15 protein-coding genes are annotated in these 16,199 nt (G+C 64.3%); 10 read left to right on the top strand and 5 right to left on the bottom strand.

The window, feature by feature from the left end; genetic code table 11:
* Positions 1–16 precede the first annotated feature (16 nt).
* Complete coding sequence (locus tag WFP36_RS11420; protein ID WP_336980624.1) at positions 17–1,132, top strand: hypothetical protein; 1,116 nt, start codon at positions 17–19, stop codon at positions 1,130–1,132.
* On the opposite strand, the gene WFP36_RS11415 is transcribed toward WFP36_RS11420, so the two are convergent.
* The 4 genes from WFP36_RS11415 to WFP36_RS11400 are packed head-to-tail and all read right to left on the bottom strand — an operon-like array spanning position 1,129 to position 6,800.
* On the bottom strand, positions 1,129–5,223 hold the full coding sequence (locus tag WFP36_RS11415; RefSeq protein ID WP_336980623.1) for a cobaltochelatase subunit CobN: 4,095 nt from the start codon (positions 5,221–5,223) through the stop codon (positions 1,129–1,131). The genes WFP36_RS11420 and WFP36_RS11415 overlap by 4 nt on opposite strands.
* Positions 5,207–5,596, bottom strand: a complete 390-nt coding sequence (locus WFP36_RS11410; protein WP_336980622.1) for a DUF2149 domain-containing protein — start codon at positions 5,594–5,596, stop codon at positions 5,207–5,209. Before WFP36_RS11410 ends, WFP36_RS11415 begins: the two co-directional genes overlap by 17 nt.
* Positions 5,596–6,216 (bottom strand): MotA/TolQ/ExbB proton channel family protein, encoded by a 621-nt coding sequence (locus tag WFP36_RS11405; protein WP_336980621.1) that lies wholly within the window; start codon positions 6,214–6,216, stop codon positions 5,596–5,598. Before WFP36_RS11405 ends, WFP36_RS11410 begins: the two co-directional genes overlap by 1 nt.
* Positions 6,213–6,800: a hypothetical protein gene (locus WFP36_RS11400; protein WP_336980620.1), complete on the bottom strand. Its 588-nt coding sequence runs from the start codon at positions 6,798–6,800 to the stop codon at positions 6,213–6,215. Before WFP36_RS11400 ends, WFP36_RS11405 begins: the two co-directional genes overlap by 4 nt.
* A gap of 309 nt (positions 6,801–7,109) precedes the next feature.
* Between WFP36_RS11400 and WFP36_RS11395 the strand changes: the two genes are divergently transcribed.
* From WFP36_RS11395 to WFP36_RS11360, 8 genes are read left to right on the top strand one after another with little or no spacing between them, the layout of a single operon-like run.
* A complete protein-coding gene (locus tag WFP36_RS11395) occupies positions 7,110–8,699 on the top strand; it encodes an FAD-binding oxidoreductase (RefSeq protein ID WP_336980619.1) in 1,590 nt (529 codons plus the stop codon).
* On the top strand, positions 8,696–9,148 hold the full coding sequence (locus tag WFP36_RS11390; protein ID WP_336980618.1) for a c-type cytochrome: 453 nt from the start codon (positions 8,696–8,698) through the stop codon (positions 9,146–9,148). The genes WFP36_RS11395 and WFP36_RS11390 overlap by 4 nt, the downstream gene beginning before the upstream one ends.
* Complete coding sequence (locus tag WFP36_RS11385) at positions 9,145–9,549, top strand: hypothetical protein (protein WP_336980617.1); 405 nt, start codon at positions 9,145–9,147, stop codon at positions 9,547–9,549. Before WFP36_RS11390 ends, WFP36_RS11385 begins: the two co-directional genes overlap by 4 nt.
* Positions 9,550–9,553: 4 nt before the next feature.
* Entirely contained in the window at positions 9,554–11,167 is a 1,614-nt protein-coding gene (locus tag WFP36_RS11380; RefSeq protein ID WP_336980616.1) for an FAD-binding oxidoreductase, read from the top strand.
* Positions 11,168–11,181: 14 nt separating this feature from the next.
* A complete protein-coding gene (locus WFP36_RS11375; protein WP_336980615.1) occupies positions 11,182–11,601 on the top strand; it encodes a c-type cytochrome in 420 nt (139 codons plus the stop codon).
* Positions 11,602–11,639: 38 nt separating this feature from the next.
* Positions 11,640–13,193: an FAD-binding oxidoreductase gene (locus tag WFP36_RS11370; protein ID WP_336980613.1), complete on the top strand. Its 1,554-nt coding sequence runs from the start codon at positions 11,640–11,642 to the stop codon at positions 13,191–13,193.
* Positions 13,190–13,546 (top strand): c-type cytochrome, encoded by a 357-nt coding sequence (locus WFP36_RS11365; protein WP_336980611.1) that lies wholly within the window; start codon positions 13,190–13,192, stop codon positions 13,544–13,546. The genes WFP36_RS11370 and WFP36_RS11365 overlap by 4 nt, the downstream gene beginning before the upstream one ends.
* Positions 13,543–13,965 carry a hypothetical protein gene (locus WFP36_RS11360; RefSeq protein WP_336980609.1) on the top strand — a complete coding sequence of 141 codons (423 nt, stop codon included), beginning with the start codon at positions 13,543–13,545 and terminating at the stop codon, positions 13,963–13,965. Before WFP36_RS11365 ends, WFP36_RS11360 begins: the two co-directional genes overlap by 4 nt.
* Before the next feature lie 102 nt (positions 13,966–14,067).
* On the opposite strand, the gene WFP36_RS11355 is transcribed toward WFP36_RS11360, so the two are convergent.
* Complete coding sequence (locus tag WFP36_RS11355) at positions 14,068–14,919, bottom strand: helix-turn-helix domain-containing protein (RefSeq protein ID WP_336980607.1); 852 nt, start codon at positions 14,917–14,919, stop codon at positions 14,068–14,070.
* A 92-nt stretch (positions 14,920–15,011) separates the two neighbouring features.
* Between WFP36_RS11355 and pobA the strand changes: the two genes are divergently transcribed.
* Positions 15,012–16,181 carry a 4-hydroxybenzoate 3-monooxygenase gene (gene pobA, locus WFP36_RS11350; RefSeq protein WP_336980605.1) on the top strand — a complete coding sequence of 390 codons (1,170 nt, stop codon included), beginning with the start codon at positions 15,012–15,014 and terminating at the stop codon, positions 16,179–16,181.
* The last annotated feature ends 18 nt before the right edge of the window (positions 16,182–16,199 follow it).

Raw genomic sequence — 16,199 nt, 5'->3', positions numbered from 1 at the left:
GGCGGGCTGCGCGCATGTGTCTGCCCCGACAGTGGCGACGGGAGAGATGCGGGCTCACGAATTGAGCCTTGCCGTTTCCCCGCACGCAGCCTGGGCTGCGTGGCATGGCGGAGCGGGCGAGGAAGCCGCTATCTATCTCCAGCGGCTGACCAGCGCGGGAGAACCGGCTGGGACAGCAATCAAGGCGAGCAGCGAAGGCCGGGCCTTTGCCTATGAACCCGATCTTGTCCTGACCGAGGGCGGGCCGGTTGCCGCTTGGTATCAGAAGAACCCCTTCTCGAACGAGCTTTCCGGCTGGCTTGCCGGGCTGGACGCGGCGGCCAACCGCAAATGGCTCGTCCAGCTGGAAGAGGGCGAGGATTGGTCGCGTAACCCGGTTGTACGCTTGGCCGAAGGGCGGTTGCGCGTCGCGTGGATCGGTCAGCCGTCTGCCGCCACTTCGGCGCTAGATCCGGCGATCTGGTATCGGGAGTTTTCGCTGGCGGGCAAGCCGCTGATGCCACCGCGCGAAGTGGGCAGGGCGGACCGCGATACGTGGAACCTCAATGCCACCGTCACGGGTGCAGCGATGCTCCTCGCCTATGATGCGGCGGGCGCGGGGGCGACCAACGAACTGCATCTGATCGAGATCGCGGGCCGAGACCTGCGACAGGTGCAACTCACCCCGGATGATGGCCATGCCTCGCTCTATCCCGATCTGCAGGTGAATGACGCGGGAATGGCTGCGCTCACCTGGTTCGACGAACGCGACGGCAATCGCGAGGTCTATCTCGCCGTCGGCCCGCTTGCCCAATTCCTCGACGGCCGGATGCCCGAGCCGATCCGGACCACTCACGGCGAGGGCGAGTCCATCGGCGCCTATCTTGCATGGAACGGGGACCGGATCGGTCTGGTGTGGAGCGACGAGGCCGCCGGTGAAAGGCGTATCTTCGCTCAAGGGTTCGATAGTACAGGCAAGCCGCTGGGTGAGATGCGGCAGTTGTCCGGCGGGCCGGGCAAGTCCTCCATCCCGGCTATCCGTGCGAGCGGGGACGGTTTCCTGGTCGCCTGGAACGATTACGAGATGGAGGGAACGGGCGGCCACGCGCAGGTCACATGGTCCCGCGCGCAGTTTGCCCGTTTCGATCCCTAGGCGGGGCTGAGGGCGCCACCCAGACGGCGTTCCCGCCAGTTCCAGCCCAGCAGTAACAGCACGAACAATATTGCAGGCCAGATCAGGCCGCTGGTGGACAATTGCGGAAGCTCCGCCCGTTCCGGCGTGCGGATGGTGGGCGTGCGGTCTTCCTCCGTCATTACCTGCCCCTTGAGCTGCGGGTTGCGAGCGGGGGCGGAGCCTGCCGGGGCCTGTGCCCGAGGCTCGGTTTTGGCGGACTTCCCGGCGGCCTCGGTGGGCGCGCGACCCTGTTGCGCCGGGGCAGGGCGCCCATGCGCGACCAGGTCGCGGGCCTGCTGGCGCTCTGTCGCCTCGCGCGCATCGTTGCGGCGGGCAAAGTCCCGCAGTTCCTCCGCCGCGCTTTCGATCGTCCGGCCCATTGCCTTCTCGAAAGAGGCATGCGCTTTGGCGATCATGGGGGCCGGCACGCCGCTGCGCTCGGCTTCCTGCATCACATATTCCAGCAGCCGCCCATTGCCGCAGGATACCGCCGTACAGTTCACGCCGTGGGTAGTGACGTTTTCCAGATATTCGCTGACCAGCTTGCTGCGCGTGGCCTCATCGGCCTTCCAGTAATCCTTGCGGATCGTCTCGATCATGCGGGCGGTTATGTCCTGATAGGCGAAGGGGGAATTCTTCTCGAAATAGGCCTTCATGCCCATGTTGCGCTTGTCGAGCACATAGGTTTCGTAGGTTTCCTGCCACATGGCATCGTCCACCACATCGCTGGCGGTGGCATCCCAGCCCCAGAGATATTCGACGAATTCGCGCATCGCGCCTGCGCCGGCATAGCCTTCCTTCTGCATCCCCTCGATCCAGGTCGGGTTGACGTAGCGGGAACGGAATTCGCGGCCGATGAAAGTGTCCAGCCCGGTCATGGCGGGCTTGCCGGGATCGCGCGTGTCGGTGATCTGGAGGTCCGGCGTCGTGCCATCAAGACTGCGCACGGCGGAGGCAAGGCCGCCCATATACATGAACATGTCATCGTTATCGAGCGTGCCATAGAGCATGGTCGAGTTGGAATGGACGATGGTTTCCGTGCCGGAAATCGCCAGCCGGAATACGTCGGGCATGGGCTGGCCCCAATAGCCATTGCCATAGCCGTGGCCCATCTTGCGGATGTAGTCATTGGCGAAGCCCGCCTCGTCATCCCACGATCCGCTGGCGGCCACGATGCTGGATGTGTTGAGGTTGTAGCTGCCCGGCGGCTCGTCGAAGATGCGCACGCCGGCCATCTTGTCAGCCTCTTCGGGAGCGACGCCTTTCTCGATCAGCACGCGTTTGATTTCGAGATAATGCTGGCGCACCTGATTGTCGGCTTCGTCCAGCGCCTTCACCTTCTGCACCGCCTCGTCCATCAGGCGAGTGACATTGCCGAACAGTCCTTCGGCGGCGGAGGCGATCACGATGTCCACGCGGGGGCGGCCCAGCTGTTCGCGCGGGATCACATCCACGCCCACCACCTTGCCGCGCGGGTCCCACACGGGCCTCGTGCCCAGCAGGTAGAAGATCTGCGATTCTAGCACGCCTTCATGGCGCATGGTCTCGTCCCCCCAGATCACGAAGGAGACCTTGGAAGGGTATCTGCCGTTCTTGCGGAAGGATTTCTGCAGCAGTTCCTCGGCGAGCTTCGACCCCATTTCCCATGAGGCAGGCTTGGGCACCTTGTCTGGATCGATGCCGTAGAAATTGGCGCCCGTCGGATAGGAATCCGGGTTGCGGATCGGCTCCCCGCCCTTGCCTGCGGGCACGAAGCGCCCGGCGAGGCCCAGCATCAGGCCGTCAAGCTCGCGCGGGCCGGAAGCGAGGATGCGCTGGCGCATATCGTCCGCGAAGGCTTCCTGCACATCGGGCAGGGCGGAGCGGTCCACGCTCATGATCGCCTTCACCGTGCTGTCCACGGCATCGGGAACCGGCGTTCGGCCAAAGGCGTGCATGCCATAGGGGATGATCTGGCCGCGCAGTTCGAGCAGGTAATCCTCCACCTGATGAAGCTGCGCGTCGGTCCATTCTACATCCGGATCGAGACCGACATCCTTGGCCACGCCCAGCTCCACTGCCTGTTCGCGGGCTTGCTTGCCATAAATGCGGGCGAGTTCAGGATTCTTGCTCTCGTTCTTCGTATGGTCGTTGAGCAGCTCGCTCAGCTTGGCGAGGTCTTCGGTCAACCCGCCTTCGGTGAAGGGCGGCACCATGTGATCCACCAGAGTGGCCATGCCGCGCCTGCGGGCGACGAGCCCTTCACCCACTACGTCCACATTGTAGATGTAGAGGTCCGGCAGGTCCGAAATCAGGGCGTCGGGCGCGTCTTCCTCGCCCAGGCCGGCGTCGCGCCCGTCGAGCCACTCCAGCGTGCCGTGAGTGCCGATATGCACCACCGCATCCGCTCTGTAGCCATTGCGCAGCCAGGCATAGGTGGCGACATATTGGTGCGGCGGGGCAAGGTCCGTTGCGTGATAGAGCTTCTCCAGATCCTCGCCCCAGGCCCGGTTGGGCTGCGGCATCAGCAGGACATTGCCGAATTGCACGCCCGGTACGATCAGGTTTACTCGGCCATCCCGGCGCTCGGTCATCAGCTTACCATCCGCCGGATCGCCCCAATCCTTCAGGATCTTGGCGCGCAGGCTGGGGGCAAGGGCATCCAGCCACTTGCGATAATCTTCCACATCCACGCGATTGGCGCCGCCCTGCGCGATCATTTGCTCAAGCTCGCCCGGCGCATCGCTGCCGACATTGCGGGCCTTGGTGGTGATCTGCGCCAGCACCTCGTCCGCCGAGGGGGCGGGGCCGCCAATGTCATAGCCTTCTGCCGCCATGCGCTGGAGGATATTGGCCAGCGTTTCCGCTACGTTGAGATAGCTTGCGGAAATGCCCGCCTTGCCAGGCGGGTAGTTGTAATAGATCAGCGCGACCTTCTTTTCCGCGTTCGGCTTGCGGGACAGTTCCGCATATTTCAGCCCGCGGCTGACGGCCATTTCCACACGTGAGGCGATGGGGCTGGTGATGACGGAATTGAGCCCGGTCAGCGGATCGAGCACCTTCTCCTTGGTGCCTACCACCGTGGGGGCAATGGTCCCCGCCAGTTCGGGAGAGGCGAGGTTGAAGGTGCCTTCGAAGGCGGAAAGGCCCTGCGGCGAATTGCGCCAGTCCTCCTCGCTGCGGCCATAGAGGCTGATGAGGTTGAGCACCGGGATTCCGACCCCTTGCAGCACATTGGCCGAATCCGCATCGTTGAACTGGAAGAACAGGCCGAGCCCCACATCGGCGCGCGCGTCCTTGCCTTCGCCCAGCAGCTTCTGGAAGGCGATCGCACCGGGATAGCCGAAAACTGAGATGGCTTCCGCGCCCCGCCGTTCCACCTCGGCGATGATCGCGTCCAGCAGGCCGGTATCACCCGTGTAATAATTCGCCTTGAAGAAGCCCACTGCCACGCGAGGGGCGCCGGGGTGCAGCTTGCCGTTCGCCGCACGCCAGCTCTGGAATTCGTCCCAGGTGGCGAAGACGCGGCCGGTTTCGCCATCGGGGTAGTAATAGCCGAAATCGAGCGAAGGCTCGGGATCGGGCAGGGCATCGAATCCGGCAATCCCCGCCTTGGCCAGCGCCAGCTTCATCAGGGCAAGCTGGTTCTTCGGGCCGCCATGTTCCCAATAGGCGCGGGCGCGCGGCACCCATGTCACGCCCAGTTCCGCGAAGAATTCCTCGCTCTGCAAGCCCTGTCCGACGCCCAGCACCGTGCCGTTGCGGCTGATGGTGCCGACGAGATCGAGCTTCTTTTCATCGTCGAAACGGCGCAGCATCTGCTCGTTCATGATGTCGTAGACCAGAACGTCGCTGGCGGAGAGCTTGGCCGGATCGACTTCTTCGAATGTGGATTCCGCCAGAAATTGCAGCTCCACTTTGTCTTTCAGGTCCGGCCGTTCCTCCATCAGCTTGCGGAAGGCGGCCAGCGTGCCGGGGATGTTGCCGTCCGAAAACACATAGCCCAGCCGCACGGGCGCCACCTGCTGCGCATGGACGGCAGCAGGCAGCAACAGCAGGGCGACAAGCAGGGCCTTAAGGGGTCGGAGCAACGGCATTGTCGGCGGGCTTGCCTTCGGTTTCGGGAGTTTCCGCGTCGGGCACATAGATAATCTGCCCATTGGCCAGGCGGTAAGCGGCACCCAGCCGCTCGCCGTCACCCTGTCCGGTGGCGCTGGACATCTTGTAGGCCTTGATGGTCTCGCCCTTCTTCACGATGATTTCCTGCATGCCATTGGCATCGGTCTTCACCATGGTGACTTCGCTCTCACCGCTCATCAGGTCGCCCATATTGTAGACCGAGAACAGCGTGATCATCAGGCCGACGATGAACACGATGGATGCGTCGAACAAATTGGCGACGCCCGCCAACGGGTCTTCCTCTGCCGGTTCCTCCGGCGCGGCGAGCTTGATGAAGCGGCCCATTACTGGCCCTCCATTTCGGCCGCGATCACTTCGGCGAGATAGCGCTGCTCGCGGATCGAGGCGCTGACCCAGCTCTGGCGCAGCACCACCAGCCCATAGGCGACCGTGCCGGTCGCAAGGCCGATGATCGTGCTGGTGAACGCCACCACCATCTGCCCCGCCATCGCATTGAGGTTGCCGCCCGCCATCGCGGCAAGCGATGTGCCCATGGGGATCAGCGTGCCTATCAGGCCAAGGCTCGGCCCGACCTTGATCAGGGCGCGCGGTCCATCCAGCCCGTGGCGCAACTGCTCCTCATATTCGGCGACGACATTTTCCAGCCCGCCATGATGCAGCGCCTTGGCGGCGTCGAGTTGCTGGATCGATGCGAGCATGGCGCGCAGATTGGCGGGGAGGGAGACCTGGCGTTCTTGCGGCGTGTCGAGCACGCGGCCTTCCTGCAGCCATCGCTTGAGGTCGAAACCCGCCCGTTCGCTGCGACGCCGGATAGCTTCCACCAGATAGGTCCCGGCGTAGAAGAGTGTGGCGGCCACGCAGACCCACAGCAACAGTATCACCGGCAGGCGCAGCACCTGCCCCAAGGCAAACAGCCCGTTTTCGAGGACTTCCGAGAAATTCATCGCCTGATCCACATTCCTCTGACGAGGCCGGCGGTAAGCGCCAGCCCCACGATTGCGATTGCCCATGCGGGCGGAGCCGGGGCGGCGGATTGCGCCGCGTCCTGGCTGAGCACGGTGGCCGATTGCCAGCCGTAAAGAAGGTCCCCCAGAAGCCCCGCCAGCGGAGCGCCCAGTGCGGCGAGGATCAGTGCATGACCGCGCAACTGGCCATTGCCCTGGCCCGGCCTGGCGAGAAGAAAGGCGATAGCGAGTGCTCCGCCCGTCACCGCGGCCGCCGGCCATATTGCGATGCCGCCGCCGATCTGCAGCGCCGCCGCAAGTCCAGCGCAGGCCCCGGCGATCAGGGCCCCGACGCGCGGAAGCGGGCCGGCGATCAGGCGCCAGCTGGCTGCCAGGCTCACCAGCACGCCAATCCAGTTGGGCTGCGGGCTCAATTGCAAAGCTCCCGCCAGCACTGCCGCAAACGCGAGCATGGCCATAAGCGCGCTGCGCAGGCTGCGGCCCGAATCCTGCAAGGCCACTGCTGCCACCAGCATGGCGAGCAGCCAGATCAGCGACACTGTGAAAGGCAGCAGCACGGTCATTCCCCGGCTGCCGTGGCGCCGCTGCGCGGGCGCAACGCGGCATCGAGGCCCAGCACTTGCATTCCTCTCGAAAGGGGCGAGCTTCGCTCGCGGTTTGTGAGTAGCCAGCGCTAGGGAAGCAGGGGCGGGCAACAAGTAAATTACGGTAATGTAACGCATCCATTACGTAACATCGGGCAGGAAACGGCCCTGGGATGCGGCAGCCCTGGCCCTCATGGGCGTGCGGCTTGACGGGGGAGGAGGCAGAATTTATGCACTTGCATAAATCGACCGCGCTCCTGGATTGAGCGCCGGTCCGGGAGGGACAATATGCGCACACCGCCGGGTATTTCGGCCGCCACTTTTGCTGACGGCATCGCCGAGATGAAATCCGCCGTGGGGGAGGAGTGGGTATTCACTTCCGATCCCGATGTGGACACCTATCGCGATTTCTATTCGGTCCTGTGGGGGGAGGAGGACGAGAGGATTGCCTCCGCCGCCGTTGCGCCCAAGACGGTGGAAGAAGTGCAGGCCGTGGTCCGTTCCGCCAACGCGCGCGGCATTCCGCTCTATCCTGTCTCCACCGGGCGTAACCTTGGTTATGGCGGCTCGGCCCCGGTCTATTCCGGCAGCGTGGTGCTGGACCTGAAGCGGATGGACCGCATCATCGAGGTGAGCGAAGGCAATGCCTCCTGCCTCGTCGAGCCGGGCGTGTCCTATTTCGACATGTACCGCCATCTGCAGGAAACCGGGTCGAAGCTGTGGATCGACGTGCCCGATCCGGGCTGGGGCAGCATGGTCGGCAATGCGCTGGATTCCGGCGGCGGCTATACGGCGGCCCCCTATCGCGGCCATTTCGAGGCGCAATGCGGGATCGAGGCGGTGATGGCCGATGGCGAGCTCTTCCGCACCGGCATGGGCGCTTTGCCCGGCAGCGAGACCTGGCAGCAATACAAGATGGGCATCGGTCCCTGCCTTGACGGGCTGTTCCGCCAGTCCACGCTGGGTGTGGTGACAAAGATGGGCTTCTGGCTGTTTCCGCAGCCGGAAGCTTACATGAGCTGCTCGGTCGAATTGCAGCGCTTCGCGGATATCGACCCGATGGTCGATCTGTTCAACGAGCTGGAATATGGCAACATCTTCAACGGCATGCCTTCCATCGGTTCGCCCGTGCTGTCGCAGGGCAATCCGCTGATCTTCGCGGAAATCCCCGAGGAAGAGGAAATGAACCGCCGGGTGCGCGAAACCGGCCTGGCCGCATGGCGCGGATCGATGGTGTTCTATGGCCCCGAAAAGGTCATCCGTGCGCAGTGGGACTATGTGCAGGAACGCTTCGCCCATTTCGAAGGGGTGAAGTTCAAGGAAAACCAGTTCGTCAAACTGCCGCTGCGGCCGGAAGACATGGACAAGATCCAGAAGAACCGCTTCGGGATTCCTTCGATGGAGATCTTCGCGGTCGGCTCGCGCGGCTTCGGGGACTTTAACCCCAGTGACGGGCATATCTGGTTTTCCGCCATCATCCCGCGCAGCGGCAAGGGCTTCGTGAAGGCCAATCGCGTGATGCGGCAGGCCTGTGCGGAACATGATGTTCCGCTATTCATGTTCAGCCCGGCGGTCACTTGCTGGACCCGTTCCTTCGTGCTGTTTGCCGCCGTGCCGGTCTACAAGGACAAGGAAAAGAACCGCCGCCTGCGCGAATCCGTGTTGAAAGTGATCCAGATCTGCGCCGAACATGGCTGGGGCGAATATCGCTGCCCGCCCGCGTTCCAGGATGCGGTGATGAATGCCTACAGCTTCAACAACAACATGCTTCGCCGGGTGAACGAGAAGATCAAGGATGCGCTGGACCCCAACGGCATCCTTTCCGCCGGGCGCTATGGTGTCTGGCCCAAGCATCTTCGTGACGGGAGGCACGCATGAAGGCGGCCTATATCGCGCTGGGCGCGCTGGCGCTGGTGGGCGCCTATGCCCTGCAGGCGCAGACCCAGACTGCTCCGGCCAAGACGCCGGGCATGATGACGCAGGGCGATCCCACACTGGGCAAGACTTCGCCGCAACTGGTGGAAGGCCGCGCGGTCTATGAACATTGGTGTGCCCCCTGCCATGCGCCCGATCCCAAGCTGGCCGGAACATCGGCCCTGCGGGTGAAGTATGAGGGCGAACTGCCCGCCGCGCTGGTCCATCGCGACGATATGGACAAGGACACGATCGCCTATTTCGTGCGCAACGGCGTCGCCTGGATGGCGCCTTTCCGCAAGACGGAGATCACTGACACACAACTCGACCAACTGACCGATTTCCTCACCGCTCCGTTGGAGCAGCGCGGGGTCAATCCGGACGATGTGAAGACCAAGGGGGCAGGCAAATGATCAGCCGGCGTGACCTGATGAAATGGGGCGCGGTTGTGCCCGCTCTGGTGGGAGGTTCTGCCCGCGCCATGGCCCATGTGCCTGACGGGCTGGACGCATTGGTGGTCGATGCCCGTCACGCGCCCGGCATCATCGCCAATCCGGGCGGTGTGCAGGTGCTTCGCTTCGATGGCGATGTGACGCAGCTGTGGTTCGAGACGCTCGATCCGCTGTGGCGCAAGCCTGGCTTCGTGCTGGGCGGCATTACCGGGCGCGATGCGCTGTTCGTGCTGGAAACCCTTTCGTGGGATCGCGGCCGCCGTGTGGTGAGCCGCAGGGACATGCCCGGCCGTTCGGGCAGGATGGATGGGCCGATCAGTTGGGTGATCGCGCCCGTTCATCCCAGTGTGAAGAAGGGCTGATCCCGTGGCAGTGCTTCCCCCCGATCTCGATGCCGCGAATTTCGCGCGCTTCCTTGAGGAGCTGCGCGGCGCAGTGGGCGCGGACTGGGTCTGGTCCAGCGAGGAGGACCTTGGCCCCTATCGCGACAGCTTCTCGCCCGTGTGGAACCAGCCGGAAGAGCGCCATGCCTCCGCCGCTGTCGCGCCCGCCGATGTGGAGCAGGTACAGGCCATCGTGCGGATCGCCGGGCGCTACAAGGTGCCGCTGTTCCCGATCTCGACCGGCAAGAACTTCGGCTATGGCGGGCCTTCGCCTAATGTCACCGGCAGCGTGGTGCTGGACCTGAAGCGCATGAACCGCGTGCTGGAAGTGGACGACAAGCGCCACTTCGCACTGGTGGAGCCGGGCGTTTCCTATTTCGACCTCTATCGTCACATCAAGGACAAGGGCCTGAAGGTGATGATCGATTGCCCCGATCCGGGTTGGGGCAGCCCCATCGGCAACTCGCTGGAACGCGGCATCGGCTATACCATGCCCCAGTTCCGCGACCATTTCGGCGCCAGCTGCGGCATGGAGGTGGTCCTGCCCAATGGCGAGGTGATGCGCACCGGCATGGGCGCGCTGCCGGGATCGCAAAGCTGGCAGGAATATAAATACGGCTTCGGGCCCGATCCTTCAGGCCTGTTCGCGCAGGGCAATTTCGGCATCGTGACCAAGATGGGCTTCCGCCTGATGCCGCTGCCCGAATATTATCGCACCGGCCTGATCACCGTGCCGCGCCGCCGCGATTTCGTGAAGCTGGTGGAGCATGTGAACTATCTCTCCGACAGTTCGCTGATCGGGGAAGCGGTCTATGGCAGCCCGCTGGCCGCGCTGATGGGGGACAAGGCGTTCTATGCTCTGGCAACCAAGCAGGGCGGCCCTTCCGATGCTGAAATGGATGCGGCGGCGGACAAGGCCGGGTTGCCCAGCTGGCAGGTGGACCTGCAATTCTTCGGCCCGGAAGCCGCCACGCGCGAGAATTGGGAATATGCCAAGCAGCGTATCCTGGCTGACATTCCCGGAGCCAAGGCGATCGACGGGGACCACTTCCCGCTGCCCGCCACCGAAGAGCAGCTGCTTAACACGACCCAGCCCTACAAGACCGGCATCCGCCGCTATGGCGCGCTGGGCGTGCCCAGCCTTGGTATCTGGCGGATCGTCAGCGGTAATGGCCATGTGGGCTTCTTCCCCGTCCTGCCTCGTAGCGGGGAGGCGGTGTTCGAGATGCAGCGCGTGATGTGCGACGGCTTGCGCGAATTCCCGCTGGCCGGGCGTTTCTTCAACGCCACCACCGCGCCGCTCTATTGGCACAGCTATGCCTTCCAGATGGTGTTCGCGCCTTCGGTGAAGCATGACGATCCGGCGCTGAATGCGCAGGTCCATGCTGCGATGAAGAAGGCCGTGGCGGTCGCCGCCGAACATGGCTGGGGCGATTACCGCGCCGCGCCGATCTATCAGGATGACGTGGCCGACACCTACAGCTTCAACAACCACGCACTGCGCCGCTTCCACGAACAGTTGAAGGACGCGATCGATCCCGACGGGATCGTCGCGCCCGGGCGCGGCGGCATCTGGCCCCGGAGGTTCCGCAAATGAGGCGGCTAGCTATTATGGCGCTCTCCCTTGCGCTGGCGCCGCTGGCATGGGCGGCCTTCGGAGCTGACGGAGCAAGCGGGCAGACCGCGCAAACTGCTGCGCGTGTTCCGGCCGCCGCGCCGCATCTGGTGAAGGCGGACTTGCCGGGCCGCGCGATCTTCGAGCATCAATGTGCCCCCTGCCATGCGGCGGGGCCGGGTGACGACGGGGCGCCGATGCTGCCGGGCACCATGGCGCTTGCCATGCGCTATCAGGGTGAATTGCCGGGCGAACTGGAACTGCGCGACGATCTTGACGGTGACACGATCCGCCTGTTCGTCCGCAACGGGATCGGCGCCATGCCGATGTTCCGCAAGAGCGAGTTGAGCGACGCCGATATTGACGCAGTGGCGGCCTATCTCAAGGCCACCGCCGAAGCGAGCAAGGCGAAATAACATAATCGGCCCCGCAAGAAGGGGAGTTGGGAGAACATATGGAACTGGTGCTGCCCAAGGGCATAAGCGCCGCCGCCTTCGATGCGGCCCTGACCGATTTCCGCTCCGTCGTGGGCGATCAGTGGGTGCTGGCGACCGATGGCGACCGCGAGACCTATCTGGACGCCTATGCGCTGGGCGACGGGCATAATCACGCGCCCTCCGCCGCGCTGGCGCCTGCCAGTGTAGAGGAAGTGCAGGCCCTGCTGCGCGTGGCCAATCGCCACAAGGTTCCGCTGTGGCCGGTCGGGCGGGGCAAGAACCTGGGTTACGGCTCCGCCGCTCCGGCGATCCCCGGTACGGTGGTGCTGGATATGAGCCGCATGAACCGGATCGAGGCGGATGGGCATTTCGCCCATGCCCTGATCGAGCCGGGGGTGGGCTTCTTCGATCTCTACAATCACCTCAAGGATAATGACATTCCGCTGTGGATGTCCGTCCCCGGCAATGCCTGGGGCAGCGTGATCGGAAATGCGCTGGAACGCGGTATCGGCTACACGCCCTTCGGCGATCATACCGATATGCTCTGCGGGCTGGAGGTCGTCCTGCCCGATGGCGAGATCGTCCGCACCGGCATGGGCGCCATGGAAGGCGGCAAGGCCTGGCAGCATTACCAGCACGGCTTCGGCCCGGACTGGGCGCAGATGTTCGTCCAGTCCAATTTCGGAATCGTCACCAAGGCCGGGGTCTGGCTGCAGCCCGAGCCGGAAATGTCCGCCAAGGTGACGATCAACCTGCCGAAGTTCGAGGATATTTCCTGGGCCGTGGATGTACTGGCCGAATTGCGCCGCCGCGACGTGATCCAGCACAATATCGTCTTCGGTAATTATCTGCACGATGCCTCGGTCTTCTCCCAGCGGTCCGAATGGTATGACGGGCCGGGCGCGATCCCTGACGATGTCAGCCAGAAGATCATCGATCATTACGGCTCTGGCTGGTGGAGCTTCACCCTGCGCCTGTTCGGCTATGAAGGCACGGTGAAGAGCCACATGCAGGTGCTGCGCGACATGATCGAGCCGAAGCTGGGCAAGGCGCTGGAATTCACCGAATGGCGCAAGGGCGATCCGATCGAGAAATCCGCGCGCGGCATTCCCAGCGTGCTGGCCCTGCAGATCGTCAACTGGCACGGAGGCCGGGGCGGGCATGTCGGCTTCTCGCCGGTCATGCCTCCGGATGGCGCGCTGGCGCTCGCGCAGGCAAAGCGGATGAAGGCCCGCTTCGAGGAGGCGGGGCTGGACTACTACACGAGCTTCACCATGGGCCGCCGCCACATCAGCAATGTGAACCTGCTGATCTATGATCGTGACAATGCGGACATGATCGCGCGGACCAGGAAGCTGTTCGAGACGCTGATCGAGGATTCCGCGAAGATGGGCTATGCCGAATATCGCACCCATCCGGATTTCATGGACCGGATTGCGCGTGGCTTCGATTTCAACAATCACGCCCTGTTCCGCCTGAACGAGCGGCTGAAGGTCATGCTCGATCCCAACGGCATCATTGCGCCGGGCAAGAACGGGATCGGCACAGCCTTGAAGGGAGGCGCGGCATGAAGGGCCTGATCGCATTCGCGGGGCTCGCCTCGCTTGCCGCCGGAACCGCCTATGCCGTGACGCCTGCCGCGCCTGCCGGGGCCGACAGGGTCGCAGCGGGCCAGAAGGTATTCGAGGCGAAATGTGCGCTGTGCCACGCCAAGGTCGGCACCGGCACGATGATGCTGGCCCGCCGTCTGGGCGAGGCGGATGCGATGCTCGCCAATCGCAAGGATCTCGATCCATCCTATGTGGAGGCGGTTGTGCGCCACGGCATCGGCTCCATGCCCGCGATCACCCGGGTGGAAGTGAGCGACGAGCAACTCGGCCAGATCGCCGCCTATCTCACGCGCAACAATCCGGAGGCGAAATGATGCGCGCCAGTCGCAGGCAGGTCCTTGGCGGGGCAGTCCTCGCCGCAGGCGCCGCGCTGGTGCCGGGCGTTGCCCTGGCGATGCCCGACCCGGCAGCAGGCATCATTGCAGACCCCATGCTGCCCGCAGGGCGTCTCGCCGCAGGCCATGCGCGCAAGGGCGCGCTGCCCTTGTCCGAAAAGGGCAATGACCTTGCCGGGCTGTTCTATGGTCGAAGTGCGGGCTGGCTCTCCGACGGGCGCATGCTGGCGGGTGTTACCGGCTGGTCCGGCATGGTCCTCGCGCAGGGGATCGCCCGCGAACAGGGCCGAGCGTTTAGGTTGATCGCGGACGGCAAGGATGCGCCGCAGCCAGTGGCGGATTTGCTCGCGGCAATCGGCGAAGGGCGAGGGACGGCCTTTGTTTGGGTGATGGGGTGAGCTGATTTCGAGCATAGTGCCCCCACTTTCGTCGTTCCCGCCTTCGTGGGAATGGCGAGTGGCGAGTAATTGCTTCTGTCCTCACTCCCCCTTCATTCCCTGCTACCTCTTCTCCTCGCTCGGCCTGCGTCCGGTCATGCGCTGGTAGAAGCGCGAGAAGTAGGATGGGTCATCGAAGCCCAGTTCTTCGGCCACTTCGCTGCAGCTTGCATTAGTGAAGCGCAGCACGCGGCGGGCTTCCAGTGCGATACGGCGGTGGAGGACTTCGCTGGGCGCGATGCCCCAGGCGGCGCGGGTGAGGCGGGACAATGTCCGCTCCGTGCATCCCAGTTCCTCGGCATAGAAGGATAGCGGCAGGTGTTCGCGATAATGGCGCTCCACCAGTGACTGGAAGCGGGCGAGCTGGGGTGGGAGGCCGGGCGTCTCGGGCTGTGCCAGCGGGGCCGTGGCCACGCGCAGCCAGCTTTCCGCCAGCGCCCGCTCCAGCAGCGCACGGCCTTGCCCGGCACTGTCGCGTTGGGCTTCCAGCAATTGCCGTCCCAGCACCATCAACCGCCGTTTTGCCCGCAGGTCCAGCGGCACCAGAGCGGCGGCGGACAGATAGGCGGCCAGCGGATCGTCTTCGCCCAGCGCCACGCGGAACTCGCGGGAGAGCGTCAGCACGAAGCCCACGGCATTCTCGGTAAAGCGGAAGCCATGGACAGAGCCTTGCGGTGCAAAGACCAGCAGCGGCCCTGTGGCGCGCGAATGCTTGCCTTCCAGCACGATATCCGCCCCGCCCGAGGCGAGGAAAAGCACCTGCGACAAAGACAGATGGCGATGGGCGGAGATTTCCCATTCATACAGGCGGCTGCGCGCCGCGATCGTCTCGCAATGCACATAATCGCCGAATTCCGGCGATGTGTCCTCGCCATACAGGGCATAATGCGGGACGGGTGTGGGGCTGCGGACCATGTCCGGAAAATACCAGAGATGGTCGCCCGCGTCCCTTCCAATTTTTCGCGCACAAGCTCAAATCGCCACTTTCGACTATTCGGGTGAGGACGATGAAGACCCAGGTTTGCATTATCGGCGCAGGCCCTGCCGGGCTGATGCTCGGCCATCTGCTGCGCGCGGAAGGTATCGAATGCGTGGTGCTGGAACGCCAGAGCGGCGATTATGTGCTCGGCCGTATCCGCGCTGGCGTACTGGAAACGGTCACGGTGGACCTCATGGCGCGGCTGGGGCTCGACGCCCGGCTCAAGGCCGAAGGGCTGGTGCATGACGGCTTCAACCTTGCCGATGGCGAGCGCTTGATCCGCATCGATCTGGCCGAGCTTACCGGCAAGCATGTGACCGTCTACGGCCAGACCGAAGTGACGCGCGACCTGATGGAAGCCAGCGCCGAACGCGGGCTGGACGTCATCTACGAGGTGGGCGACGTGGCCCTGCACGATGTTGACAGCGATGCCCCCTACGTCACCTATACCAAGGACGGCGCCACGCAGCGGATCGACTGCCGCTTCATCGCCGGCTGCGACGGGTTCCATGGGCCGAGCCGTCAGGCGATCCCGGCCAATGCCGGGCAGGCGTTCGAGAAGGTCTATCCCTTCGGCTGGCTGGGCATTCTGGCAGACGTGCCGCCCTGCAACCACGAGCTGATCTACGCCAATCACGAACGCGGCTTCGCCCTCGCTTCCATGCGCAGCGAGACCCGCAGCCGCTATTACGTGGACGTCCCACTGACCGACAAGGTCGAGGAATGGAGCGACGACCGGCTGTGGGACGAGCTGGCGATCCGCCTCGGCCCCGATGCCGGATCGCGCATCACCCGCGGGCCCTCGCTGGAAAAGAGCATCGCCCCGCTGCGTTCCTTCGTGTTCGCGCCGATGCGTTATGGCAGCCTGCTCCTGTGCGGCGATGCCGCCCACATCGTGCCGCCGACCGGAGCCAAGGGCCTGAACCTTGCGGCAAGCGACGTGCTCTATGCCGCAGATGCGCTGACCGGCTTCTTCCGCCGCAACGATCCCGATGCGATTGCCGGATATTCGGGCAAGGCGCTCGCCCGCGTGTGGAAGTCCGAACGGTTCAGCTGGTCGCTGACCATGCTGATGCATCGCTTCCCGCAGGATGGGCCGTTCGAGCGGGCAATGCAGGTGGCCGAACTGGACTACATCGCTTCGAGCCGTGCGGCGCGGACGGCGATTGCCGAAAATTACGTCGGCCTGCCGGTCTGATCGCACGTCTCGCGGTCG

Source organism: Fulverythrobacter fulvus (assembly GCF_037154085.1).
Lineage (GTDB): Bacteria > Pseudomonadota > Alphaproteobacteria > Sphingomonadales > Sphingomonadaceae > Andeanibacterium > Andeanibacterium fulvum.
This window is presented reverse-complemented; position numbering and strand designations above follow the sequence as displayed.